Source organism: Tsukamurella hominis (assembly GCF_965137015.1).
Lineage (GTDB): Bacteria > Actinomycetota > Actinomycetes > Mycobacteriales > Mycobacteriaceae > Tsukamurella > Tsukamurella hominis.
This window is the reverse complement of sequence record NZ_CBCRZG010000005.1, coordinates 27,718-49,798: the sequence shown is the minus strand read 5'-3', so window position 1 is coordinate 49,798 and position 22,081 is coordinate 27,718. Positions and strand designations below refer to the sequence as shown.

Genomic DNA, 22,081 nt, shown 5'->3' with positions numbered 1-22,081 from the left:
CGCTACGCCCTGCCCTGCAGGTGGGCGAGGAGCAGTGCGGCCCACTGTGCCTCGTCGTGACCGCCGGAGTAGACGGTGTGCTCCACGTCGTGGCCCGCGCGGCGGGCGGTGTCCGCGAGGTCGGCGACTGCGGGGGTGAGTTCCTCCTCGAAGGCCCCGGACGCCAACCGGATCGAGAACGCGCCGGGCGGGCAGGCCGCGATCCGGTCGTGGATCCAGTCCTGCCGGGCCGCGACGTCCGCGGGCCGGGCGGCGAGGCCGGGGTGCCACCAGACGGACGGGGAATAGGCGATCACCTCGTCGACGAGGCCGGGGTGCTGCGTCGCGAACGCGAGCGCGGCCAGGCCGCCGAGGCTCTGCCCAGTGATCGTCACCCTGCCCGGCTCGCCCAGCCGTTGTAGCGCAGCGGGAAGGACCTCGTCTTTGATCGCCGCGAACAGCTCGTCTTGGGCGCCGAGGAACCGCAGTCGTGCCGCGGGGTCCACGGGGGAGTCGATGCCGAGCACGGCGCACCGTCGGCCTGCTGTGGCGAGGACGTCGGGCAGGCGGAACCGGTCGAACCACGTGTCGGCGTCGAAGGTGATGAGCAGATCCATCGGCCCCGGGCCGGACGGTACGGACAGCCGGTACCGGAGGGGCTCCGGGGCCAAGCCGATGGTGCGGTCGAGCGCCGTCGACGTCACGGCCGCCGCCGCGGTCCAGGCGTCGAGTCGGGGTGCGTCGGGCCCGGCGAGGACCGATCCGAACGGTGACCCCGCCACCGCGGCCGCGTTGTGCGGGTCGATCCGCGCGCGGCGCAGCACATCGCGCGGTGGCGGCACGTGTTCGTCCCCCGAGATCGGTAGGACTCGGTAGGTGGCCAGGACGTCGCGGGGAACGGTGAGCTCGACGAACCACGTTCCGCCGCCGCGGGACCGCATCATCCCGCGGGCGCGGTGCCGCTTGTCGGTGAGCCGGTTCACCCACAGGTACACCGCGGCAGGCGGATCACCGAGGTCTTCGTGCCATACGAACAGCGCCCGCACGAGTTGCGGATCGTTCGGGTGATCGGTGATGAGCGGGGTGCCGAGTGCACGCAGCGCCGCCGGCTCCTCCCCGGGGACCGGGCCGACTCCGCTGGTGATGCTGCGACGCACTGCATCCGCGGCTCGCGGACAGTGACCTGTCATGCGGAGCAGACCGTCCGTGCGGAGTCATCGCGCGCTCGACGGGCACCGCGACGGGTGAAGTACGCCCCGAGGAACGCCCCTGCTCCCGCCGCGCCGAGGACGACTGTGGCGAGACCGTCGTTCGACACCTCGTTCTTCCGGATGCTCCGCGTGCGCGTGTAGTCGTACGGATAAGGCGCGGTGTCGCTCCCGCGCGAGACCGCGATCCGTCGCGCTTCGGTGTCGCTGACCGGCCCTGCGGCGGCGGGCGCGAACAGCTCGAACGTCGATGCTCCCTTGGTGAGGACCGCCCAGCACGTGTCTGCGGGTTCCATGAGACGCCCCTCGCACCGCACCGGCTCCCCGTATTCGCGAAGCAGCCTCGTGCCGGTGGAGATCGCACCCCAGGTGGCGACGATGCCGATCAGCACGAGCAGCACCGGTGCCACCTTCGCGGCGAGACGGTCGTTCTCCTTCGCGAGCTCGGCGCGGTAGGCCTTCGCCTCCTCGCTGCCCTCGTCCGCCCTGTCGAACACCCCCACGACGCCAGCGTAATACTGCGATGCAGCGCGTCCCCGCGGCCGATTAGGCTGGACGGCATGAAGAAGGTGGCGATCCTCGACTACGGTTCCGGCAACATCCGGTCCGCGCATCGCGCGATGGAGCGGGCCGGCGCCGAGGTCACGGTGACCGCGGACGCGAAGACCGCGCTCGCCGCCGACGGCCTCCTCGTCCCGGGCGTGGGCGCGTACGAGGCGTGCATGGCCGGCCTCAAGGCGGTGCAGGGCGACCGGATCATCGGGGAGCGGCTCGCCGGAGGCCGGCCGGTGATGGGTATCTGCGTCGGCATGCAGATCCTGTTCGAGAAGGGCATCGAGTTCGGCGTCGAGACCGAGGGCTGCGGGGAGTGGCCCGGCACCGTCGAACGCCTGCAGGCGGAGGTCGTGCCGCACATGGGGTGGAACACCGTCGTGCCCGCTGAGGGGTCGAAGCTCTTCGCCGGCACGGACGCCGACACCCGCTACTACTTCGTGCACTCCTACGCCGCCCAGACGTGGGAGCTCGACATCGCCGACCACATCCGCGCCCCGAAGGTCACCTGGGCCGATCACGGCGGCCGGTTCGTGGCCGCCGTCGAGAACGGGCCGCTGTGGGCCACGCAGTTCCACCCGGAGAAGAGCGGCGACGCGGGCGCGGTGCTCCTGAAGAACTGGGTGGGCACGCTGTGAGCGGACGGCGCGGCCTCTCGCTCGGGCGGCTGGCTCTCTTCTCGCTCGGCGCGGCGGTGGTGGTGCTGGGTCTGTCGGTGTTGCTGCTCAACGTCCTGCGCCCGAGCCCCGCCGTCGGGCTGCTGATCGTCGCCGTCGGCCTCGTGGGTGCGGTCGCCGCCATGGGGATCGTCTCGAACCGCATCGTCGGGCGCGCCGTCGAGGACCAGCAGGACCGGGAGCCCGGAAAGTCGGATGACACGACGCACTAGGCTGGTCGCGTGAGTCTGGTACTTCTTCCCGCAGTCGATGTCGCCGAGGGCCGGGCCGTGCGCCTGGTGCAGGGGGAGGCCGGCAGCGAGACGGCCTACGGGTCGCCGCGCGACGCCGCCCTCGCCTGGCAGAACGACGGGGCGGAGTGGGTCCACCTCGTCGACCTCGACGCCGCCTTCGGCAAGGGCAGCAACCGCGAACTCCTCGCCGGCGTGATCGGCGAGCTCGACGTCAAGGTCGAGCTGTCGGGCGGCATCCGCGACGACGACTCCCTCGCGGCGGCGCTCGCCACCGGCTGCGCCCGCGTGAACCTCGGCACGGCGGCCATCGAGAACCCGGAGTGGTGCGCCAGCGCGATCGCCCGTTACGGCGACAAGATCGCCGTCGGCCTCGACGTCAAGCAGCTCGACGGTCAGTGGCGGCTGCGCGGGCGCGGCTGGGTCACCGACGGCGGCGACCTGTGGGAGGTCCTCGAGCGTCTGAACAACGACGGCTGCAGCCGGTACGTGGTCACCGACGTCTCGAAGGACGGCACGCTCACCGGCCCCAATCTCGAGCTGCTCGCCGCCGTCGCCGCGGCCACGGACGCCCCCGTCGTCGCGTCCGGCGGCATCTCGGCGCTCGAGGACCTGACGGCGATCGCCACCCTGGTCGAGCAGGGCGTCGACTCCGCGATCATCGGCAAGGCCCTGTACGCCGGGCGGTTCACCCTTCCCGAGGCACTCGCCGCGGTGTCGCGCTAGTGGCCGCCCTTCCCGCCGGTTTCACGGCCGATCCCGACCGCCTCCTCGCCCTGGCGGGCGAGGCGCTCGACGCCGCCGCGCCGCGCTTCGTGGAGGGGGTCGGCGCCCCCGCGTCGGTCGCCAAGGGCCCGGCCGACTTCGCCACCGACCTCGACCTCGAGCTCGAGCGGCGCATCACTGCGGCCGTCGCCGAGGCCACCGGCGTCCCGGTACACGGCGAGGAGTACGGCGGCCCCGCGGTCGACGAGGGCACCGTCTGGGTGCTCGACCCGATCGACGGCACGTTCAACTACTCCGCCGGGTACCCGGCCACCGGCACCCTGCTCGGCCTGCTGCACGACGGGAAGCCCGTCGCCGGGCTCGCGTGGTTCCCGCTCGTCGGCGACGCCTTCGCAGGCCACGTCGCCGGACCCGTCCGCAACCGCGGTGAGGCGCTGCCGCCGCTCGGCCGCGCCGGCCTGGACGACGCCATGATCGCCGTCGGCAGCTTCAGCCGCGGCAGCAACGGGCACTTCCCCGGCGACTACCGCTACGCCATCCTCGGCGAGGTCTCGCGGCGCGTCGCCCGGGTGCGGCAGTTCGGGTCGACCGGCGTCGACCTCGCGTACACCGCGTCCGGCGCGCTGGGCGGTGCCGTCGTCTTCGGGCACCACGCCTGGGACAACGCCGCCGGTGCGGCGCTGGTCCTCGCGGCCGGCGGCCGGGTCACCGATCTCGCGGGCGAGGACTGGCACGTGGGCTCCGACTCGGTGCTCGCCGGCGCCCCCGGCGTCTACGACGAGTTGCTCGCGATCGTCCGCTCGGTGGGCGCGCCGTCGGACTACCGCGGCGACCCCGGGCATGCCGGAACCCTGAGCTACTAGACACCTTCGAAGGAGGCCGAGCCGATGACGGTGGCCGTGCGCGTGATCCCGTGCCTGGACGTCGACGACGGGCGCGTCGTCAAGGGCGTCAATTTCCAGAACCTGCGCGACGCGGGCGATCCCGTCGAGCTCGCTGCGGCATACGATGCGCAGGGCGCCGACGAGCTGACCTTCCTCGACGTCACCGCGTCGAGCTCCGGGCGCGGCACCATGCTGGAGGTGGTGCGCCGCACCGCCGAGCAGGTCTTCATCCCGCTCACCGTCGGTGGCGGTGTCCGCTCGGTCGAGGACGTCGACACCCTGCTCCGCGCCGGCGCCGACAAGGTCTCCGTGAACACCGCCGCGATCGTGCGTCCGGAACTGCTCCGCGAGCTCTCGAATCGGTTCGGCAGCCAGTGCATCGTGCTCTCGGTCGACGCCCGCACCGTGCCGGACGGGGACTCGCCGACACCGTCGGGTTGGGAGGTCACGACGCACGGCGGCCGCAAGGGCACCGGCATCGACGCCATCGATTGGGCCCGCCGCGGTGAGGAACTCGGCGTGGGGGAGATCCTGCTCAACTCCATGGACGCCGACGGCACCAAGGCCGGCTTCGACCTGCGGATGATCACCGCCGCCCGCGCGGCCGTGCACATCCCCGTCATCGCCTCGGGCGGCGCCGGCGCGGTCGAGCACTTCGCGCCGGCCGTCGAGGCTGGTGCCGACGCCGTGCTCGCCGCCAGCGTCTTCCACTTCGGGGACATGACCATCGGTCAGGTCAAGGACGAGATGGCCACGCACGGTCTGGTGGTGCGACGATGACCGGCCTCGACGAGGCGATCGCCGATCGGCTCAAGCGCAACGCCGACGGCCTCGTCGCCGCCATCGCCCAGGAGGAGGGCACCGGCGATGTCCTCATGATGGCCTGGATGAACGACGAGGCTCTCGCGCGCACGCTCGCCACCCGGAAGGGCACCTACTACTCGCGGTCGCGCCAGCAGCTGTGGGTCAAGGGTGAGACCTCGGGCCACGTGCAGGAGGTGCTCGACGTACGGCTCGACTGCGACGGCGACACGATCCTGCTCACCGTGCGGCAGACCGGGCCCGCGTGCCACACCGGCACTCACACCTGCTTCGACGGGGACCTGCTGCTCGGCCGGGAGTGACCGTGCAGCGCTCTCAGTGCAGCGTGATCGACGTTACCTAGATCTCGGATGATGTATCGGGTACTCATGTTGTTCATGACTACCGCGACCCTCCTGCGCCGTTTCGCCGCCACTTCCGCTGCCGTGGCGGTCACCGCCGTCGGCGTCGCCGCCCCCGCTACCGCCGCACCGGACCGTCTGAGCGCGGCGGCGCTGTCGTTCCCGACCTCTGCGCTGCCCGGGTGGTCCATCAGTCCGGCCGAGGCCGGCGGTGTGGGCCTCGCGCGGACTCCGTTCGGCCCTTCGGGCACCTGGGTGTCGCAGATCCGGATCGGCGACTTCGGCCGGTCCGGACTTGACGTGAAGGGGCTCGCCAGGGCGTTCGCGGTGGAGATCACCAATGGGGGCGGTTACACCGGGCACAGCGCCCGCATCGAGGGCCTGCAGGTCACCGACGCCAGCGTTTCCGGTATCCGGGCCGCTCGAGCCACCGCGAACGTCATTCTCCAGAACGCGCCCACTCGCGGAGAGCGGCTGCGGATCACCGTCGTCGACACGAATCCCGAGACCTATTTCGTCTCGCAGGTGCCGTTCGAGGCGGCGGACCGCCAGGCGCAGGCCGCAGCGGCCGAATCCGGGCTCGTCGCCACGCGCTGACCGACCGGTCCGTGGCTAGCCGCTGAGGGTCCGGAGGAAGGCCAGCGTCTCCTCGACGTGCGCCACGGCACGCAGCTCGCCGACCACGATGTGCAGGACCGTCCCGTCGGCGTCGATGAGGAAGGTCTGCCGCCGCACCGGTGCCACCGCGAACTTCCCGCGCTTGACGTCGTACTCGGCGGCGACCGCACCGTCGGCGTCGGTGAGCAGCGGGAAGCCCGGCTCCATGACGTCCGCGAAGGCCTGCGTCCGCACCAACGGATCCATGCTGATCCCGATACGGGCCGTCTCTCGTCGATCGAACTCCTCGCCCGCGTCGCGGAACCGCCCGACCTCGGCGACGCACACCGGCAGGCCCGCGGTGAGGTAGAAGAAGACCGCCGCGCGGCCGTCGCCGCGGAGCTCGGAGAGGGTGCGGACGGTGCCGGTGCGGTCGGGGAGTGCGAACTCCGGGGCCTGCTGGCCGATGCGCATGACCACGAACCTACCGGCGCTGGGATACTGACAGGCGATGAGTACCGCACAGCAGCCGAACCTGCAGCCCGACGGCGCGACCACCAGCGTGGACGAGTTCCGCACCCTCGCGGACCGGCACCGCGTGGTGCCGGTGATCCGCACGGTGCTCGCCGATGCCGAGACCCCGCTGTCGGCCTACCGCAAGCTCGCCGGCGGGCGGCCGGGAACCTTCCTGTTGGAGTCCGCCGCGGCGGGGCAGTCGTGGAGCCGGTGGTCCTTCGTCGGCGCTCCCGCGCCCGCCGCGCTCACCGTCGTCGACGGTGCCGCCGCCTGGATCGGGAAGGCTCCCGCCGGGGCACCGTCGGGCGGCGATCCGATCGAGGCGCTCGGCGACGTGCTCCGGCTCCTGAGCTCGGAGCGGATCGAGGGGCTGCCGCCGCTCAACGGCGGCATGGTCGGCTACCTCGCCTACGACGCGGTGCGGCGCCTGGAGCGCCTGCCCGACACCACCGTCGACGATCTGCACCTGCCGGAGATGGTGTGGCTGCTCGCGACGGACCTCGCCGCGATCGACCACCACGAGGGCACGATCACCCTCATCGCCAACGCGGTGAACTGGGACGGCTCCGCCGACCGGGTCGACGAGGCGTACGCGGACGCGGTCGCGCGCCTCGACGCGATGGAGGCCGCGCTCGCCGCGCCGCTCGCGTCGTCCGTCGCGTCGTTCACCCGGCCCGAACCGGAGGTGACGGCGCAGCGGACCGTCGAGGAGTACAGCGCGATCGTCGAGAAGCTGGTCGGCGACATCGAGGCGGGCGAGGCCTTCCAGGTGGTGCCGTCGCAGCGCTTCTCGGTGCCGTCCGACGCGGATCCGATCGACGTCTACCGCGTGCTCCGCGCCTCGAACCCCAGCCCGTACATGTACCTCGTGCAGGTGCCCGCGCCCGACGGCACCGTCGCCTTCTCCATCGTCGGCTCCAGCCCCGAGGCGCTGGTCACCGTCTCCGACGGCACCGCCACAACGCACCCGATCGCCGGCACCCGGTGGCGGGGCGCCACCGCCGAGGAGGACCTCCTGCTGGAGAAGGACCTGCGGGCCGACGAGAAGGAGAACAGCGAGCACCTCATGCTCGTCGACCTCGGCCGCAACGATCTCGGCCGGGTCTGCACGCCCGGCACCGTCCGGGTCACCGACTATCGGCGTATCGAGCGCTACAGCCACGTGATGCACCTGGTCTCGACGGTCTCCGGCGACCTCGCGGAGGGTAAGCAGGCACTCGACGCCGTCGCGGCGTGCTTTCCCGCCGGCACGCTCACCGGTGCGCCGAAGGTGCGGGCGATGGAGCTCATCGACGAGGCCGAGACGACCCGGCGGGGACTCTACGGCGGCATCGTCGGGTACCTCGACTTCGCGGGCGACGCCGACACGGCGATCGCCATCCGCACCGCGGTGCTCAAGGACGGCACCGCCTACGTCCAGGCCGGCGGCGGCGTCGTCGCCGACTCGGTCGGCGAGTACGAGTACAACGAATCGCGCAACAAGGCGCTCGCGGCGCTCAAGGCCGTGGCCGCCGCGAACACCCTGCGCGGCGTGGCGGAGGAGGCCTGATGAACGCCAAGCGCAATCTCGCGGTCGCATCCGTCCTGCTCGCCGCCGCGGCGGGCGCGGTGTGGGGCTCGGGCCGGATGTCGTGGATGGGCGTGACCATCGCCGACGGGCTCTCGCCCGAGCGGACGCTGGACGTCGCGGGAAACACCTGGGCGCCCGCGCTCTCGGCGCTCTGGCTGGTCTTCCTCGCCGCGATCGCCGCGGCGCTGGCCCTGAAGAACTGGGCGCGCGGCGTCGTCGCCGTCATCGTCGCGGTCGCCGCCATCGGCGCCGCGTACCCGGCGGTCACGGTACTGACGCAGGAACCCGACATCGGCTACCTGGAGAAGATCCTGCGCGACGCGCCGGCGAACGGCGACGCGGGCAGCGTGGTGATGGGCAACAAGGACTACATCTCCCAGGTAGACCCGACCGCCGCGGGGCCGTGGGTCGCGATCCTCGGTGCGGTCCTCGCGGTCGGCGCGGCCGTGCTCCTCATGCGAGGGCTGCGGGGCGGCGGCATGGGATCGAAGTACGTCTCGCCCGCCGCGCGCCGCGCGGAACTCGAGCAGCGCGTCTTCGACGACACCGCCTCCGAGCCCGCTTCCGAGCGCGACCTGTGGGACGCGCTCGACGGCGGGGACGACCCCACGGCGGCGGGTGGCACGCGTCCGGGCGCGGGCGAGGGGGCCGGAACTGAGGGCCCGCGGGCCGAAGGCTAATGTTGGAGCACGCTCGACGACCCAGGAAAGGCCTCCAGCCGTGACTTCACCCACTGCTCTCGACTCGATCATCGAGGGTGTGCGCGCGGACCTGGCGGCCCGTGAGGCCATCGTCGACCTGGCCACGGTCAAGGCCGCCGCCAAGGCGGCCCCGCCCGCCGTCGACGCCACAGCCGCACTCCGCGAGCCCGGCATCGCCGTGATCGCCGAGGTGAAGCGCGCCAGCCCGTCGAAGGGCGACCTCGCCGGCATCGCCGACCCCGCCGAACTGGCCTCCGAGTACGAAGCCGGGGGCGCCCGGGCGATCAGCGTGCTCACCGAGGAACGGCGCTTCAAGGGGTCCCTGGCGGATCTCGACGCGGTCCGCGCGCGGGTGCGGATCCCCGTGTTGCGCAAGGACTTCATCGTCACCCCGTATCAGATCCACGAGGCTCGCGCGCACGGCGCCGACATCGTGCTGCTGATCGTCGCGGCGCTGGAGCAGCCCGTGCTCGTCTCGCTGCTCGACCGTATCGAGTCGCTCGGCATGACCGCGCTGGTCGAGGTGCACACCGAGGACGAGGCGGACCGTGCCCTGGAGGCCGGCGCGACGGTCATCGGCGTCAACGCCCGCAACCTCAAGACACTCGAGGTCGACCGCGATTCCTTCGCGCGGATCGCCCCCGGGCTGCCCTCGTCGGTGATCAAGATCGCCGAGTCGGGCGTGCGCGACAGCCGCGATCTGCTGACCTACGCCGGACAGGGCGCCGACGGGGTGCTCGTCGGCGAGGGGCTGGTCACGGCCGGCGATCCGCGGACGGCCGTCGCCGACCTCGTGACCGCCGGCTCGCATCCCAGCTGCCCGCGCCCCGCGCGCTAGTCCCGCGCGCCCCGGCGCTCCAGCTCGCGCAGCGCGATCTGGATCGCGCCGCGCACCGGATCGACCGTGAGTACCCGCAGGTCGGAGATTCCGCGCATCCCCAGGTGATGCCGTACCCGGCGCTGCAGGGCCGGCTGATGCACGGCGAGGCCGCCCGCGAGCACCACGGGGCCCGCCGAGCCGATCCGCTCGGCGACCGAGACGGCGATGTGGGTGAGCGCGATCGCGGCCTGGTCGACGATGTCGGTGCTCACCGGGTCGCCCGACCCTGCGAGTTCGAAGACCACCCGGGCCCGGCCGGCCCAGTACCGCCGCTCCTGCTGCGCGTAGAAGTGATCCAGCAGCTCGTCCGGGTCCTGCAGCCCGCAGTCGGCCGCCAACTGCTGGCCGAGATGATCCGCGGGCTCCTCGCGATCCAGGCGGATCAGGGTGCGGCGCACCGCCTCCTTGGCCACCCAGTAGCCGCTGCCCTCGTCGCCGAGGAGATAGCCCCAGCCGCCCGCGCGGGCGTGCTTGTCGCCCGCCCTGCCCCACGCGACGGCGCCGGTACCGGAGATGACCGCCACCCCGTCGCGCACGCCCGCCGCGGCCAGGATCAGTTGGCTGTCGTGCACCACCCGGATCCGGGCGCCGGGGATGCGCTCGGCGAGGAGAGCGGTGAGCGTGGCGGCGCCCGCCGGGGTCTCCACCCCGGCCGCGCCGGCGCACACCGCGCCCACGTCGTGCACGCCGAGCCGGCCGAGCGCGATGTCGAGCTGGCGACCGGCCTCGTCGCGGCCCACGGACGAGATGTTCGCGCTGCCGGCGAGGGCCTCGGCCACGACCACGCCGTTCTCGGCACGGACGGCCTGCGTCTTGGAGCCTCCGATGTCGAGGCCGATCACCGCGGTGCTCACTGGGACACGACCCCCGTCTTGTCGGCGCCGGTGGGCCAGGTGCCGTTGTTCTGCCAGTAGTACTGGATGTCCTCGAGCTTGCGGCCCTTGGTCTCCGGTGCGAACTTGAGCACGAAGAGGAAGGCGACGACGGTCAGGGCGCCGAAGACCGCGAAGGTGCCCGTGCCGCCGAGGAGCCGGCTGTTGAGCATGGTCAGCGTGACCTGGGCGACGATGGCGTTCGCCACGAGGTCCGAGGTCAGCATCGCCGACGAGCCGTAGGCGCGGAGCCGGGCGGGGAATGCCTCGCCGGCGTACACCCACACCAGGGAGCCGAAGCCGAAGGAGAAGCCGATGACGACCAGCACCAGTCCGGCGAAGCCGACGACCCCGGCGGTCTCGTGGTTCTTGAAGTCACCGTCGGCCATCTGGTACGCGAGGATCATCACGGCGAAGGCGAGGATCATGGTGCCGATGCCGCCGAGCAGGATGGGGCGCCGGCCGAACTTGTCGACGGTGAAGATCGAGATGACCACGGCCAGCAGGCCGAACAGCTGCACGAAGGCGGGCAGCATGTACTTGCCGAAGTTCCCCTCGTAGCCCATCGACGCGAAGATGTCCGGGCTGTAGTAGATGATCGCGTTGATGCCGGTGATCTGGATGAAGAAGCCGAGGACGACGACGAAGAAGGTGGCGCGCAGGTAGGGCTTGCGGAAGAGCTGGCCGAGCTTGCCACCCGACTCGTCGGAGAGCTGGGCGCGCATCTCGTCGAGCTCGGCCTCGATGCCGGCGGCGGTGGAATCGGGCTCGACGGAGATGAGTGCGGCGCGGGCTTCGTCCTCGCGGCCGCGGGTCATGTACCAGCGGGCGGTGTCAGGCAGGCGGACGAGCAGCAGCGTGACGATGATCGCGGGCACCGCGGCGACGCCGAGCATCCACTTCCATGAGGTGGTGCCGAGGCCTGCGAGCAGGTAGCCGAGCACGTACCCCAGGATGATGCCCACGATCGTGGCGAACTGGTAGGCCACGAGCATCGCGCCGCGGCGCTTCGCGGGCGCGGATTCGGCCACGAAGACGGGGACCACCACGACCGAGACGCCGACGGTGAGGCCGAGCATGAACCTGGCGAACAAGAGGAGCGGCACGGTCGGGGCGAGGGCGCCGAACAGGGCGAAGACGGTGTAGCCGGCGCCGACGGCGATCATCGCCTTCTTCCGGCCGACCTTGTTGGCGAACCAGCCGCCGACGATCGCGCCGAGGATCTCGCCCACGACGACGACCGTGGCGAGCGCCTGGGTCATCCCGTCGCCGAGGCCGAAGTCCTGCCGGATGAAGTCCTTCGCCGCGGCGATGTTCGACGTGTCGTAGCCGTAGATCACGCCGAGGCTCGCCGCGGCGATGCCGACGAGGACCGCGCTCGATTTCGCAGCCTGCGTACTGCTCATGTCATCTCCTTGAAGTCGGCTCCAAGTGGTCTACACCATTTGGAGTAGGCTAAGAGTGGCATAGACCACTTTGACCGTCAAGGGGTATTGTGGGACACATGACGCTCCCTCGTTCGTCGCACACCGAGCCGCCGCGCTACTTCCGCGCCAAACTCGAGCTGCAACGCCGCATCGGCGACCTCGGGCACGGGGACACCCTGCCCGCGGAACGCAGGCTGGCCGAGCAGCTCGGCGTCTCGCGCACGACGTTGCGGAAGGCGTTGGCGGAGTTGTCCGCCGAAGGGGTGCTGCGCCGCGAGCACGGCAGCGGCACCTACGTGGCGCCGCCCAAGATCGTCCGGGTCCGGCAGCTGACCTCGCTGAGTGAGGACTTCGGCGTCGACGGCAAGCAGGTGAGCTCGCGGCTGCTCGCGTGCGACCACATCACGGCGGACGCGGAGACGCAGGCGGCGCTCGAACTCCCGCGTGGGGCCCGCGTGTACCGCGTCACGCGGCTGCGCATCGTCGACGACGAGCCGCTGGCCATCGAGATGGCGCACCTGCGGGGCCCGCTCCGTGGACTCGCCACGCGGCTGGAGGAGCAGGCGTCGCTGTACCGCGTCCTCCGCGAGCAGTATGCGCGCTCGATCACCGCGGTCGAGGACACGGTCGAGACGGCGCTCGCCTCGCCGTCCGAGGCTGAGCTCCTCGGGGTCACCGCGGGGCATCCGCTGCTCATGGTGCATCGCCTGGGCCGGGACGTCGAGGGCGTCGCCCTCGAGTGGACCCGCAGCGTCTACCGCGGCGACCGGTTCAAGTTCGTCGCCCGCGCGACGAGCCCGGCCGCGACGCTGGACGTCGCGGCCGGGCCGGCGGAACTCTGAGGACGCAGTCGCGTCACTTGTCGGTGATCGGCAGCCCCGGCGGGTTGATCTCCGACGTGGGCACGGCCTCGGCCTCCAGGCCCCACCGCTGCAGGACCTTGAGGTAGTCGCCGCTGCGGATCGTCGATTCGAGGGCCGCCTGCACGGCGCGGATGATGCCGCTGTCCTTCTTCGTCGTCGCGCCGATGAGGCCCTGCAGCGTCGAGCCGGCGCCGGACACCCGGCCGACGATCTTCGTCGCGTTCGGGGTGCCCTTGGTCTGCGCCACGTGGAAGGCCGAGATCGGGTTCGGTCCGAAGTAGGCGTCGATCTGGCCCGACGCGAGCGCGGCGTAGGTACCGGTGTTGTCCTGGTAGTTCTTGATGGCGATGCCGGGCTTGCCCGCGGCGCGCAGATCCGCGTCGTAGCGCTGCAGGATCCGCTCCTGGTTGGTGCCGGACCCGACGGCCACCGTCTTCCCGGAGAAGGAATCCCCGCCCGCGAAGGTGAACGTGGACGACTCCTGGACCTCGACGGCGAGGTCGTCCTTGCGGTACGTGGCGAAGTCGTACTTCTGCTTCCGCGCCTCCGTGACGGTGATGTTCGAGACGCCCAGGTCGAACTGGCCGCTGTCGATGCCCAGGAACAGGCCCTCCCACGAGGTGTTCGACTCCTCGAGCTTCAGGCCCAGCGCGCCGGCGATCAAGTACGCGATGTCCGACTCGTCGCCGATGAAGACGCGCTCGTCGTCCGTCGCGGGGAAGTAGAACGGCGCGTTGCCCGCCCCCGAGCCGTGCGCGACCCGGAGGATGCCGCGATCGCGGACGGCCTGGGGGAGCAGGGCCGCCGCGGCCTCGTCCTTCGCCGGCACGATCCGGTTCTGCTTGCTGGTCAGGTTGAGCTGTTGTCCGGCCGCGCCGGTGACGCTCGCGGTCGTCGACTCGGTGGTCTGCCCGCCGCAGCCCGCCAGCACCGATCCCGCGAGGGCGAGGGCCGCGACGAGGGCGGGCAGGCGATGTCGAACGGAACGGATGGTCATGCGGTCTCCTTGGTGGTCCAGTGGGCGAGGAAGGTGCGGGTCCGGTCGGTGGCGGGGCGGTCGAGTACGGCGGCCGGCGTCCCGACGGCGACGACGCGGCCCCGGTCGAGGAAGACGATCCGGTCCGAGATGCGGCGGGCGAGGGCCAGCTCGTGGGTCACGACCACGAGGGTCCGGCCCTCGGCGGCGAGCTCGGCGATGACGGCGTTCACCTCGCCGACCAGCTCGGGGTCGAGCGCGGAGGTCGGCTCGTCGAACAGGATCAGGTCGGGGTCGAGGGCGAGGGTGCGGGCGATCGCGACGCGCTGCTGCTGTCCGCCCGACAACTGACCCGGGTAGTGGCCGGCGTGCGCGCCCAGCCCGACCCGGTCGAGCAGTTCGCGGGCCCGGGCCTCGGCCTCGCTCCGGCTGCGGCCCAGCGTCAGCCGCTGCGGTCGCGCGACGTTCTCCGCGGCCGTGAGATGTGGGAACAGGTTGAACTGCTGGAAGACGAAGCCGATGCGGGCGCGTTGGCGGCGCAGCTCGCGCTCGCGCAGCGCGACGAGGTGGCCGCCGCGGCGGCGGACGCCGATGAGGTCGCCGTCGACCCGGACGACGCCCGAGGTCGGCTCCTCCAGGTGGTTGAGCAGCCGCAGCAGCGTCGACTTCCCGGACCCGGACGGCCCGATGATCGAGACCACCTCACCCGGCGCGACGGTGAGGTCGACGCCGCGCAGCACGTCGTCGTGGCCGAAACGCTTGGTCAGGCCCACGGCCTCCAGGCGCGGGCGCGGGGCGGTGGCGGTCATGCGGACTTCTCCTTCTTCGGGGTGTTCGTGGCCCCGTAGCCGCGCGCGAGGCGCTTCTCGAGGTAGTGCTGGCCGATCGACAGGACGGTGGTGAGCACCGCGTACCAGGCGACGGCGACGAGCAGCAGGGGAATGATCCTGCCGTTGCGGCCGTACACCACCTGGACCTGGTAGAACAGGTCGGGCAGGGCCAGGATGAAGACCGCTGTCGTGCCCTTGAGCAGGCCGATCACCTCGTTCGCGGCGGGCGGCACGATCGTGCGCAGTGCCTGCGGCAGCGTGATCCGCAGCAGGTGCGCGGCCGGTGGGATCCCCAGGGCGCGGGCCGCGTCGTGCTGGCCCGCCGAGACGCCGAGGATCCCCGCCCGCACGATCTCCGAGCCGTACGCGGCCTGGTGCAGGACGATGCCGATCACCGCCGCGGTGTACGGCGAGAGCAGGTCCTTGGTCGGCGCGTCGACGAAGGTCGGACCGAACGGGATGCCGAGGCCGATCGTCGGGTACAGCGCCCCCAGATAGCCCCAGAACAGGATCTGCACGATGAGGGGGATCGACCGGAACAGCCAGATGAAGCCGAAACTGAAGGCCGCGAGGACGCGGTTGCCGGATAGGCGGGCCAGGGCGAGCGCGCCGCCGAGAAGGAAGCCGAGGACGGCGCCGATCACGGTGAGCTGGATCGTGAACCAGAGCGCCTCGAGGATCGTCGGGCTGAACAGGTAGGCGCCGAACGTTGGCCAGTCGAACCGCGGGTTGGTCACGGCCGAGACGGCGAGCTGCGCGAACAGGAGGGCGGCGACCGCGACCGCGAGCCACCGGCCCCACTGGACGCGGTGCCGCACGGGCAGTGCGGCGAGTTCCGCGAGCTCGGGATCGGTGGCGGACGGCTGGGGCCGGGTGAGGGCGAGTGTCATGACTCTCCGGTCGGTAGGGCGGGCGGCTGGACGAGGAGCAGGGGGATCGACGCGCGGAGCCGGAATCCGAGGCCCTCGTACACCGCGCGGGCGCCGGTGTTCTCGGCGGAGGTGTGCAGGAACGGGACGTCGCCCCGGGCCCGGATGTGGTGCCCGACGGCGCGGACGAGGCGGGTCGCGAGGCCCTGCCCGCGGTGGGCGGGATCCGTACAGACCGCGCTGATCTCGGTCCATCCGGGCGGGCGCAGGCGTTCTCCGGCGAGCGCGATCAGGCGCCCGGAGTCGTCGCGCAGGCCCAGGTAGAGCCCGAGTTCGACGGTGCGCCGCTCGAACGGCCCCGGGCGGGTGCGGGCGACCAGGTCGAGGATCTCGTCGACGTTCCGGGGGCCGAGCACCTCGGCCTCGCCGTCGGGCGCCGTCGCGAGGGCGGCACCGTCGTACTGGACGAGCGGGATCTCGTCGACGATCCGCCACCCCGCGGGGAGGGGCGCCCGCACGCCCCGGAGCGAGAGAGGGGCGCCGGGGACGGCGAGGCGGGCCAGGGCCGCGAAGTCCTCGGGGGTGGGCTGTGGCGGGTGGCCGACGAAGCGCGCGACCTCCGGCCGGTAGCGGACGACGGCCCCGTCGCCGAGGCGGAAGCGGGCGTGCGCGCCGTGGAGGGAGGCCCGGACGGGATCGTCGAGGACATGGCCGAGCGTGGTGGTCATGCCCGGAAACACTCGTCGCGGAGACGGATTCGGGGAACGTTTGGCGTCGCTGTGATTCCACTTTGACGGAGTAGGGATAATCGTTGCTGTGAGCCTTCCTGAAGCCAGTACCGGACTGTCCGAACGATCGGCCTTCGAGCCGGACGGGACCGGTCATTGGGGTGCGTGGGGCGGACGGCACGTGCCCGAGGCGCTCATGGCGGTGATCGAGGAGGTCACGGCGGAGTTCGAGAAGGTCCGCTCCGACCGCGAGTTCCTCGCGGAACTCGATCGCCTGCAGCGGCAGTACACCGGGCGGCCGTCGCCGTTGTACCCGTGCGTGCGCCTGAACGAGCACGCGGGCGGCGCGAAGGTGTACCTCAAGCGCGAAGACCTCAACCACACCGGCAGCCACAAGATCAACAACGTGTTGGGGCAGGTGCTCCTGGCCAAGCGCATGGGCAAGCCGCGGGTCATCGCGGAGACCGGCGCCGGGCAGCACGGGGTCGCCACCGCGACCGCGTGCGCGCTGCTCGGCATCGAATGCGTCGTCTACATGGGCAAGGTCGACACCGACCGCCAGGCGCTCAACGTTGCGCGGATGCGGCTCCTCGGTGCCGAGGTGATCGCGGTCGCCTCCGGTTCGGCGTCACTCAAGGACGCCATCAACGAGGCCCTGCGCGACTGGGTCAGCAACGCGGACACCACCTACTACTGCTTCGGCACCGCCGCCGGGCCGCACCCGTTCCCGCTCATGGTCCGCGACCTGCAGCGGATCGTCGGCATGGAGGCGCGCGAGCAGATCCTCGAGGCCGAGGGACGCCTGCCCGACGCGGTCGTGGCGTGCGTCGGAGGCGGATCCAACGCGATCGGGATCTTCCACCCGTTCATCGCCGATGCCGGTGTCCGGCTCGTCGGGTGCGAGGCCGCGGGCGACGGTGTCGAGACCGGCCGGCACGCCGCGACCTTCACCGGCGGCAGCCCGGGAGCGTTCCAGGGCGCCTACTCCTACCTGTTGCAGGACGAGGACGGACAGACCATCGAGTCCCACTCGATCTCTGCGGGCCTCGACTACCCCGGCGTCGGTCCCGAGCACGCACAGCTCAAGGAGGACGGTCGCGCCGAGTACGTGCCGATCACGGACGCGCAGGCCATGGACGCGTTCGCGCTGCTCTGCCGCACGGAGGGCATCATCCCGGCGATCGAATCCGCGCACGCCGTCGCCGGTGCGCTTGAGCTGGGCCGCGAGCTGGGTCCGGACGCCGTGATCGTGGTCAACCTGTCCGGCCGCGGGGACAAGGACGTCGACACCGCCGGGAAGTGGTTCGGCCTGCTCGACGACCACGGGGACGTGGTCGGCCAGAAGGTCGTCGGCGAGGAGCTGAACACGGAACTGCGGAACGCCGAGTTCGAGGAGGAGAGCAAGTGAGCGCACTGGCACCGGTCTTCGAGCAGTGCCGCGCGGAGAACCGCGCCGCGTTGGTCACCTACCTGCCCTGCGGCTATCCGTCCAAGCAGGGCGGCATCGACGCGGTGGTCGCGATGGTCGAATCCGGCGCGGACATCGTCGAGCTGGGCGTGGCCTACAGCGACCCGGTCATGGACGGCCCCGTCATCCAGCGCGCCGCGGACGACGCGCTGCGCGGCGGCATCCGCGTCCGCGACATCTTCTCCTACGCCGAGGCCGTCGCCGCCGCCGGCGGCGCGCCCGTGGTGATGGCCTACTGGAACCCCGTGCTCAAGTACGGCGTCGAGGCCTTCGCCCGCGACCTTGCCGCCGCCGGCGGCAGGGGCCTGATCACGCCGAACCTCATCCCCGAGGAGGCCGACGACTGGATCGCGGCCGCCGACCGGCACGGCCTGGACAAGGTCTTCCTCGCGGCGCCGTCGTCGACGCCGGAGCGGCTCGCGATGACGGCCAAGGCCTCGTCGGGCTTCCTCTACGCGGCGTCGACGATGGGCGTCACCGGCGCCCGCGATGTCGTGGACAACGTCGCGCCGGAGTTGGTGGCGCGCATCCGCGAGGTGTCCGACATCCCGGTCGGCGTCGGGCTGGGCGTGCGCTCGCGGGAGCAGGCTGCGGAGATCGCCGCGTACGCCGATGCGGTGATCGTCGGTTCCGCCCTGGTGAGTGCGGCCGGTGAGTCCTTGCAGGCCGTCCGTGCCCTGACCTCCGAGCTCGCTGCCGGTGTCCGCGGCGCCTGACTCCGGGGAGCTCGGCGTCCGCGGTCGACGGAGACCACGGCGGATGCCCGCTCGGCGGGCCGTGGGCGTCGTCCGACGCGCGCTCCTCGACGGCCGCCGGTGGCGCACCGTCGGGCTGCAGGAGTACGCCTACATGACGGTGGCGATCCGGTACCTGAACGGCGAACGCGCCCTGCGAGTGGCGATTGCGCTGCTGGCGATGATGATGCTTCCGCTCGCGACGGTGATGCAGTTCCACCCGATGGGCCCGCACGGCGTCGTGTCCCGCTCCGTACACATGGTCGTCGCCGTGTGCGGATTCTTCATCGGCCTCCGGTGGTTGGTGGGGCGCTGGCCGAGTGTGCGAGAGGCGATGTGGTTCTTCGTCCTCGCCGACGGCTTCATCGGCGTGGGGGTCTCGGTCCTGTCCGACCCCGTCGCCAGGATCTGCGGATCCATCCACCTCGGGATGGTGGGGTTGTTCGCGGCCTTCTTCCTGGGCTGGCGGATCCTTCTCGTGCACTGCGTGTACGGACTGCTCCTGATCTCGGGGCTGACCGTCCACGCGATCCTCGCGGAGGGCCGCACGCTTCTCGAGCTGTACGTCTACACGACACCGGCGATCACCACCGTGGTCGGACTGCCGATCATCATCCAGGTGGTCGTGGAGACGGGGCGGCACGGCGCCGCCAAGCTCACGCAGGAGTGGAACGTCGACAGCCTGACCGGGGCGTACAGCCGCCGCGGGATGAACCTCGCCATCCGACGGACCCAGAGGCGGGCGGGGCCGGACGGGGTCTACCTCGTCGCCGCGCTCGACCTCGACGGCTTCAAGCAGTTCAACGACACCCGCGGGCACGCCGCGGGCGACCAGCTCCTGCGCGATGTCGCCCTTCGGCTCAAGACCGTCCCACGCCTGCTCATCGGGCGGTACGGCGGCGACGAGTTCGGCATCGTCGGGTTCCGGACGGGCGCCGCTGAGGCGGCGGGGGCGGTAGAAGAGTTGGAGGCGCTGCTGCGCCCGCGCGGGGCGGTCGACGACGACCGGATCCCGGCCAGCCTGGGGGTCGTCATCACCCCGAGCCGCGATCGACCTGAGATGGAGGAGCTCGTCGTCGAAGCCGACGACGCCCTGTACGAGGCGAAGCGTTCGACGGTCTCCGCGGTGGTGGTGCGGGATCGCACCGCACCGTCCCAGATTCGGTAGGGCGAAGACGTCCACGCCGCTACTTCATGGGTAGTATGTGTCCTCGTGACGACCGGGAGCAGCGTTGGCGGCTGACGCGCGGCGACCGGCCGATGCGGTGTGGGGTCCGGTCGATCTTCCGCGGATCCTCCGTGCCGGCGCCAAAGCCCTGACGCGTCGCTCGGGTTGGCGGTACGCGGGCCAGTTGGAGTACGAGCAGGCGACGTCCTGGATCAAGGGGCAGGGCGGCGGCATCGCGCTGCGCTACGTGGTCGGGTCACTCGCGCTGCTCATGGTCCCGCTGTGCATCGGCGTGCTGTTCTCGGCGGCCCGACCGCAGGGCATCGCCGCGATGCTGGTGTTCCTGCTCTCGTCGAGCGGCAGCGCTGTCCTCGGCGTGTGGTGGCTGCGGCTCGCGCGTCCCACGTCGCGTCACGCGATCATCTTCGTCGCCACGGCCGACCTGTGTCTGCTGGCCGGATGTCTGGCACAGCACGGGGTGGCGAAGGTGGCGGGCACGACGTACCTCGGCATGCTCGCGATGCTCACCGCTTTCCTCCTGGGCTGGCGCATCCTCCTGGTCCACTGCACCTTCTCGCTGATCGCCATTGCGCTCTGCACGGCGGCGGCGGTCCGGTTCGACGGGCTCGCCCTGGGCGAGCTGTACGCGATCCTGGCCCCCGCGGCGACGATCGACTTCGCCTTGCCCATGCTGGTCCAGTTCATCGTGGAGTTCGGACGCCGCGGCATCGGCGCCGTCACCGTCGAGCGCAACCGGGACACCCTCACCGGCCTCTTCAGCCGCGCCGGTCTCCAGGCGGCATTGCGCAATCTGGTCCACCGCCGCGAGCACGACGTCGCGGTGGTGGCGATGCTCGACCTCGACGGCTTCAAGGTCTTCAACGACACCTACGGGCACCTCGCGGGCGACCAGTACCTCGTGGATACCGCGGAGCGGCTCCGCGGCGGTGTCGAGAATTCTCTGATCGGCCGTATGGGTGGAGACGAATTCGTGATCGTCGCGCTCCGGAGAGGTCGGTCCGAGGCTGACCGCGTGGTCGCCGACCTGCGCGAACTCGTCAGAGCTGGCGGGACGATCGCCGGGAGCGTCGGCCTCGTCGTGCACCCCCGTATCGGTACGTCGCAGCTGGCCGCCGCGGTCGGCGAGGCGGACGAGGCGCTGTACGAGGCCAAGGCGGACCGTTCTCGCCGGATCGTGGTGCGTGATCTCACGGCGCAGGGCGCCGGCGGGTCCGACTAGGCGGCGCGGAATGCCATCTCGAAGAGCACCTGTGGGGGTGAACCTCCGTCGGCTGGGACGAGCACTCGTCGATCGCGACGCTTGGCGGACGGCCGGACGTGCCGAGTACGCGTTCGCCACCTCCGGCATCGTGGGGCAAGGGGGTGGCGTGGCGCTGCGATTGGTGGTCGCGGCACTTGCACTCCTGATTCTGCCGCTCGGCATCGTGACGTTGTTCCTCCCGATCCGGCCAGCGACCCCGCTCGCGATCACCGCCTACATTCTCTCGGGGTGCGCGGGCACCGCCCTGGGCGTCTGGTGGCTCCGCCTCCGCCGCCCGTCCTGGGGCGATGCGCTGACGTTCGTGGTGTGCGCGGACGCTGTTCTCGTTGTGGGAAGTCTCACCCAGTCCGGGTGGGGGCGCATCGGCGCCACCATGTTCTTCGGGATGGTGGCAATGCTGATCGCCTTTCTGCTCGGCTGGCGGATCCTGCTGGTGCACTGCCTGTTCAGTCTCGCGGTCATCGCGGCCGCGACCGCGATGACGATGCGCGTCGACGACGTGGGATTCGGTGAGCTGTACCCGATCGTCGCACCGGCGGCGACCATCGCGTTCGCGTTGCCCGTCGTGGTGCAGTTCGCGGTCGAAGCAGGTCGTCGCGGTCTCGGCAAGGTGACGGAAGAGCGCGATCGCGACACCCTGACCGGGTTGTACGGACGCCGTGGCGCGGATCTGGCGCTCCGACGTCGACTGCGCGACCGCAGTGGCCACGTGGCCGTCGTCGCAGTCCTGGACCTCGACGGGTTCAAGGAATTCAACGACGCCCACGGACACCTTGCGGGCGACGAGAAACTCATCGAGACCGCGCACCTGCTCCGGAGTGGCGTCCGTGGTCGGCCGTTGCTCGCCCGGATGGGAGGAGACGAGTTCCTCGTCGTGGGCACGGGGGAGGCCGACGCCGCCGCGGTACTCGTCGACGATCTGCACGCCCTGGTCGTATCCGCTGCTGGGCCGCCACGGATCGCCGGAAGCATCGGGGTCACTGTCACGCACGGCCTCGATCCTGCACTGCTGTCCCAGGCGATCGCGGTGGCGGATGCGGCGCTGTACGAGGCCAAGGCGGATCGAACGCGACGGATCGTCGTCCATGACCGGCGCGGTGCGGCACGGTGACGATTGGGTCCCGGCACGTCCCGACACTTCCGTGAGCGCGGTCACCACCGCTGAAACCGAGGTGAGAACC

At 71.4% G+C, this 22,081-nt stretch carries 25 protein-coding genes; 16 read left to right on the top strand and 9 right to left on the bottom strand.

The genetic code is table 11. The features are described 5' to 3' along the window. Positions 1-2: 2 nt before the first annotated feature. Complete coding sequence (locus ACM9LD_RS08660; protein WP_415676276.1) at positions 3-1,136, bottom strand: alpha/beta hydrolase-fold protein; 1,134 nt, start codon at positions 1,134-1,136, stop codon at positions 3-5. Between the two features lie 29 nt (positions 1,137-1,165). Continuing rightward, positions 1,166-1,690 carry a hypothetical protein gene (locus ACM9LD_RS08655; RefSeq protein WP_415676275.1) on the bottom strand — a complete coding sequence of 175 codons (525 nt, stop codon included), beginning with the start codon at positions 1,688-1,690 and terminating at the stop codon, positions 1,166-1,168. 57 nt (positions 1,691-1,747) lie between these two features. Between ACM9LD_RS08655 and hisH the strand changes: the two genes are divergently transcribed. The 7 genes from hisH to ACM9LD_RS08620 all read left to right on the top strand — a co-directional run bounded on the left by hisH (position 1,748) and on the right by ACM9LD_RS08620 (position 6,016). Beyond that, entirely contained in the window at positions 1,748-2,377 is a 630-nt protein-coding gene (gene hisH, locus ACM9LD_RS08650; protein WP_415676274.1) for an imidazole glycerol phosphate synthase subunit HisH, read from the top strand. Then, complete coding sequence (locus tag ACM9LD_RS08645; RefSeq protein WP_415676273.1) at positions 2,374-2,628, top strand: hypothetical protein; 255 nt, start codon at positions 2,374-2,376, stop codon at positions 2,626-2,628. The genes hisH and ACM9LD_RS08645 overlap by 4 nt, the downstream gene beginning before the upstream one ends. A 9-nt stretch (positions 2,629-2,637) precedes the next feature. Continuing rightward, positions 2,638-3,372, top strand: coding sequence for a bifunctional 1-(5-phosphoribosyl)-5-((5-phosphoribosylamino)methylideneamino)imidazole-4-carboxamide isomerase/phosphoribosylanthranilate isomerase PriA (gene priA / locus ACM9LD_RS08640; RefSeq protein ID WP_415676272.1), 735 nt, complete (start codon positions 2,638-2,640; stop codon positions 3,370-3,372). Continuing rightward, positions 3,372-4,235, top strand: a complete 864-nt coding sequence (locus tag ACM9LD_RS08635; RefSeq protein WP_415676271.1) for an inositol monophosphatase family protein — start codon at positions 3,372-3,374, stop codon at positions 4,233-4,235. Before priA ends, ACM9LD_RS08635 begins: the two co-directional genes overlap by 1 nt. Before the next feature lie 24 nt (positions 4,236-4,259). After that, positions 4,260-5,036: an imidazole glycerol phosphate synthase subunit HisF gene (hisF, locus tag ACM9LD_RS08630; RefSeq protein WP_415676270.1), complete on the top strand. Its 777-nt coding sequence runs from the start codon at positions 4,260-4,262 to the stop codon at positions 5,034-5,036. Further along, positions 5,033-5,380 (top strand): phosphoribosyl-AMP cyclohydrolase, encoded by a 348-nt coding sequence (gene hisI, locus ACM9LD_RS08625; RefSeq protein WP_415676269.1) that lies wholly within the window; start codon positions 5,033-5,035, stop codon positions 5,378-5,380. The genes hisF and hisI overlap by 4 nt, the downstream gene beginning before the upstream one ends. A gap of 123 nt (positions 5,381-5,503) precedes the next feature. Further along, positions 5,504-6,016 (top strand): hypothetical protein, encoded by a 513-nt coding sequence (locus tag ACM9LD_RS08620; protein ID WP_415676268.1) that lies wholly within the window; start codon positions 5,504-5,506, stop codon positions 6,014-6,016. 15 nt (positions 6,017-6,031) lie between these two features. On the opposite strand, the gene ACM9LD_RS08615 is transcribed toward ACM9LD_RS08620, so the two are convergent. Beyond that, a complete protein-coding gene (locus ACM9LD_RS08615) occupies positions 6,032-6,490 on the bottom strand; it encodes a peroxiredoxin (RefSeq protein ID WP_415676267.1) in 459 nt (152 codons plus the stop codon). Positions 6,491-6,527: 37 nt separating this feature from the next. On the opposite strand from ACM9LD_RS08615, the gene ACM9LD_RS08610 reads away from it, so the two are divergent. The 3 genes from ACM9LD_RS08610 to trpC are packed head-to-tail and all read left to right on the top strand — an operon-like array spanning position 6,528 to position 9,641. Then, a complete protein-coding gene (locus ACM9LD_RS08610; protein ID WP_415676266.1) occupies positions 6,528-8,081 on the top strand; it encodes an anthranilate synthase component I in 1,554 nt (517 codons plus the stop codon). Further along, positions 8,081-8,782 carry a TIGR02234 family membrane protein gene (locus ACM9LD_RS08605; protein WP_415676265.1) on the top strand — a complete coding sequence of 234 codons (702 nt, stop codon included), beginning with the start codon at positions 8,081-8,083 and terminating at the stop codon, positions 8,780-8,782. Before ACM9LD_RS08610 ends, ACM9LD_RS08605 begins: the two co-directional genes overlap by 1 nt. 40 nt (positions 8,783-8,822) lie before the next feature. After that, the gene (trpC, locus tag ACM9LD_RS08600) at positions 8,823-9,641 is read left to right on the top strand and encodes an indole-3-glycerol phosphate synthase TrpC (RefSeq protein WP_415676264.1); all 819 of its coding nucleotides are present in this window, start codon (positions 8,823-8,825) and stop codon (positions 9,639-9,641) included. Here the strand turns inward: trpC and ACM9LD_RS08595 are convergent. Both ACM9LD_RS08595 and ACM9LD_RS08590 read right to left on the bottom strand, forming a co-directional pair. Then, positions 9,638-10,537 carry an N-acetylglucosamine kinase gene (locus tag ACM9LD_RS08595; protein ID WP_415676263.1) on the bottom strand — a complete coding sequence of 300 codons (900 nt, stop codon included), beginning with the start codon at positions 10,535-10,537 and terminating at the stop codon, positions 9,638-9,640. The genes trpC and ACM9LD_RS08595 overlap by 4 nt on opposite strands. After that, a complete protein-coding gene (locus ACM9LD_RS08590; protein WP_415676262.1) occupies positions 10,534-11,961 on the bottom strand; it encodes a sugar porter family MFS transporter in 1,428 nt (475 codons plus the stop codon). The genes ACM9LD_RS08595 and ACM9LD_RS08590 overlap by 4 nt, the downstream gene beginning before the upstream one ends. A gap of 98 nt (positions 11,962-12,059) precedes the next feature. Between ACM9LD_RS08590 and ACM9LD_RS08585 the strand changes: the two genes are divergently transcribed. Continuing rightward, positions 12,060-12,824 (top strand): GntR family transcriptional regulator, encoded by a 765-nt coding sequence (locus ACM9LD_RS08585; RefSeq protein WP_415676261.1) that lies wholly within the window; start codon positions 12,060-12,062, stop codon positions 12,822-12,824. A gap of 13 nt (positions 12,825-12,837) precedes the next feature. Here ACM9LD_RS08585 and ACM9LD_RS08580 read toward each other — a convergent pair whose 3' ends face one another. From ACM9LD_RS08580 to ACM9LD_RS08565, 4 genes are read right to left on the bottom strand one after another with little or no spacing between them, the layout of a single operon-like run. Then, positions 12,838-13,842 (bottom strand): transporter substrate-binding domain-containing protein, encoded by a 1,005-nt coding sequence (locus ACM9LD_RS08580; RefSeq protein WP_415676260.1) that lies wholly within the window; start codon positions 13,840-13,842, stop codon positions 12,838-12,840. After that, positions 13,839-14,630, bottom strand: a complete 792-nt coding sequence (locus ACM9LD_RS08575) for an amino acid ABC transporter ATP-binding protein (protein ID WP_415676259.1) — start codon at positions 14,628-14,630, stop codon at positions 13,839-13,841. Before ACM9LD_RS08575 ends, ACM9LD_RS08580 begins: the two co-directional genes overlap by 4 nt. Continuing rightward, a complete protein-coding gene (locus tag ACM9LD_RS08570) occupies positions 14,627-15,541 on the bottom strand; it encodes an amino acid ABC transporter permease (RefSeq protein WP_415676258.1) in 915 nt (304 codons plus the stop codon). The genes ACM9LD_RS08575 and ACM9LD_RS08570 overlap by 4 nt, the downstream gene beginning before the upstream one ends. Further along, the gene (locus ACM9LD_RS08565) at positions 15,538-16,248 is read right to left on the bottom strand and encodes a GNAT family N-acetyltransferase (protein ID WP_415676257.1); all 711 of its coding nucleotides are present in this window, start codon (positions 16,246-16,248) and stop codon (positions 15,538-15,540) included. The genes ACM9LD_RS08570 and ACM9LD_RS08565 overlap by 4 nt, the downstream gene beginning before the upstream one ends. 79 nt (positions 16,249-16,327) lie before the next feature. On the opposite strand from ACM9LD_RS08565, the gene trpB reads away from it, so the two are divergent. The 5 genes from trpB to ACM9LD_RS08540 all read left to right on the top strand — a co-directional run bounded on the left by trpB (position 16,328) and on the right by ACM9LD_RS08540 (position 22,011). Continuing rightward, positions 16,328-17,656 (top strand): tryptophan synthase subunit beta, encoded by a 1,329-nt coding sequence (gene trpB, locus ACM9LD_RS08560; RefSeq protein ID WP_415676491.1) that lies wholly within the window; start codon positions 16,328-16,330, stop codon positions 17,654-17,656. After that, positions 17,653-18,432, top strand: coding sequence for a tryptophan synthase subunit alpha (gene trpA, locus ACM9LD_RS08555; protein WP_415676256.1), 780 nt, complete (start codon positions 17,653-17,655; stop codon positions 18,430-18,432). The genes trpB and trpA overlap by 4 nt, the downstream gene beginning before the upstream one ends. Before the next feature lie 43 nt (positions 18,433-18,475). Beyond that, the gene (locus ACM9LD_RS08550) at positions 18,476-19,618 is read left to right on the top strand and encodes a GGDEF domain-containing protein (RefSeq protein ID WP_415676255.1); all 1,143 of its coding nucleotides are present in this window, start codon (positions 18,476-18,478) and stop codon (positions 19,616-19,618) included. Positions 19,619-19,802: 184 nt separating this feature from the next. Then, positions 19,803-20,858 carry a GGDEF domain-containing protein gene (locus ACM9LD_RS08545; RefSeq protein ID WP_415676254.1) on the top strand — a complete coding sequence of 352 codons (1,056 nt, stop codon included), beginning with the start codon at positions 19,803-19,805 and terminating at the stop codon, positions 20,856-20,858. After that, on the top strand, positions 20,821-22,011 hold the full coding sequence (locus ACM9LD_RS08540; protein WP_415676253.1) for a GGDEF domain-containing protein: 1,191 nt from the start codon (positions 20,821-20,823) through the stop codon (positions 22,009-22,011). Before ACM9LD_RS08545 ends, ACM9LD_RS08540 begins: the two co-directional genes overlap by 38 nt. Positions 22,012-22,081 lie beyond the last annotated feature (70 nt).